General features: G+C 61.6%; 3 protein-coding genes. All 3 read left to right on the top strand.

Annotated elements, in window-relative coordinates; all coding sequences use genetic code 11:
- A partial coding sequence (locus tag EN750_RS32855) for an MFS transporter (protein ID WP_145968140.1) occupies window positions 1-764 on the top strand: 764 nt, incomplete at its 5' end.
- Between the two features lie 110 nt (window positions 765-874).
- Window positions 875-1,333: a hypothetical protein gene (locus EN750_RS32850; RefSeq protein ID WP_127271458.1), complete on the top strand. Its 459-nt coding sequence runs from the start codon at window positions 875-877 to the stop codon at window positions 1,331-1,333.
- 153 nt (window positions 1,334-1,486) lie between these two features.
- Entirely contained in the window at window positions 1,487-1,654 is a 168-nt protein-coding gene (gene rpmG, locus EN750_RS32845; protein ID WP_006201775.1) for a 50S ribosomal protein L33, read from the top strand.
- Window positions 1,655-1,746: the final 92 nt, after the last annotated feature.

The following is a 1,746-nucleotide window of genomic DNA, read 5'->3' as shown; positions in this document are numbered from 1 at the left end:
GCCTTGTGCTGGGCATTTACGCCACTGTCCTGTCGCTCGGCTTTGCCGCCGGACCGTGGCTGTTCGCCCATCTCGGCAGTTCCGGCTTCAGGCCGTTCGGCGTCATCATCGCCTTGGTGACGCTGGCGGCGATACCCGTGCTGGCAGCACGCAACGAGAGCCCCTCGATCGCCTCGGATGGCGAAACCAGCAATTTCCTGCGCTACATCTGGCTGGTGCCGTCGGCGACCGCAGCCGTGCTGGTGTTCGGCGCGGTGGAAACCGGCGGCTTTGCGCTCTTCCCGATCTATGGTAGCCGCATCGGCTATTCCGAGGCCGATGCGGCCCTTCTGCTGACCATGATCGGCCTCGGCAATGTGTTGTTGCAGATCCCGATCGGCATGATCAGCGACCGCGTCAGCGATCGCCGCTACCTGCTGATTGCCTGCGCCACGGTCGGTCTTATCGGCACCGTCTTCATGCCCTTCTTCGCCCAGAATTGGCATTTGATGGCCGCGCTTCTGTTCGTCTGGGGCGGCGTCGTCGCTGCCATGTACACGATCGGCCTTGCCCATCTCGGCTCGCAGCTTTCCGGCCATGAACTGGCGTCGGCCAACGCCGCCTTCGTGCTGTGCTACGGTGTCGGCATGGTGCTCGGCCCGCAGGCGATCGGCATCGGCATGGATGCGTTCGGCCCGTCCGGCTTCGGCTGGTCGCTCGGCCTGTTCTTCGCCGCCTATATCGCTTTGGTCGCCGTCAGGTTGGTTCGCAAGATCCTGCTGTAGCGCAACTGCCGCCAGCCCTGCATTTGGCGCGCACGGTGGCAGGCTGCTGACAGAACCGTGTCAGGAGCACAGGGCTAAAAGAGTGTCCCAAAACACTTGAGGACACTTCCATGATCGACAGCGGCTTTGAAACCACATCGCTACGAATGACACTGCTTCTGCTCGTGACCTTCCAGGCTCCGGCCGCCGACGTCGACCGCATCATGGATGCTGTGGTGGCGATTGCGCCGCTGGCCATGGGCAAATATGACCGCAATGCCTATCAGTCGGCGCACGGCATCGAACGCTACAGGCCGCTTGACGGTGCGGCCGCCGGTGCCGAAACCGAATTGCGGCGGCGGCCCGGCACGGTCGAGGTTTCCTTCGAACTGCCGGACGATCAGGTGCTGGCCGCCCGCGTCGTCGAGGCGATTTTCCAGGCCCATTCCTACCAGGAACCGGTGATCCGCATTCAACCGATTCTCGCCAGCCGTTCCAAGGGACTGGACGACCGCGCCAATCCGAATCGCTGGTGGAACACGACCGGAGACTGGAAGAAGGTTGCGTCACCGGCGACGGAAACCGCATGATTTCCGTTCACCAGCAGGCTCAGGGGGGTCGCACTAGGCTTGCCGGGCTTGACTTTCCGGGCGCGTTCTTTATGTGTCGCGCCAAGTTTCCCGCGTCCGGGTGTTTCCCCGTGCTCCAGCGGCCAAAACCCCACGAACAAACGGACTGATATCATGGCCAAAGCCGCAAACATCAAGATCAAGCTTCTGTCGACCGCCGACACCGGTTTCTTCTACGTGACCAGCAAGAACAGCCGCACCAAGACCGACAAGCTGTCGTTCCGCAAGTACGACCCGGTCGCCAAGAAGCACGTCGAATTCAAGGAAACCAAGATCAAGTAATCTGGTTTCCCGCTGCAATGCCGAAACGCCGCCCAATGGGCGGCGTTTTTCGTTTATAACCAGTTGATTTCGTTGCACGTGAGCAGAGACTG

It is taken from the genome of Mesorhizobium sp. M7A.F.Ca.ET.027.03.2.1 (assembly GCF_003999175.1).
Lineage (GTDB): Bacteria > Pseudomonadota > Alphaproteobacteria > Rhizobiales > Rhizobiaceae > Mesorhizobium.
The sequence above is the reverse complement of the archived record's forward strand: the minus strand, read 5'-3'. Positions and strand labels throughout refer to the sequence as shown.

Excerpts from the sequence above, each read along its gene's own strand:
- EN750_RS32850 (WP_127271458.1), top strand. The coding sequence starts at position 875 with ATGATCGACAGCGGCTTTGAAACCACATCGCTACGAATGACACTGCTT.
- rpmG (WP_006201775.1), top strand. The coding sequence starts at position 1,487 with ATGGCCAAAGCCGCAAACATCAAGATCAAGCTTCTGTCGACCGCCGAC.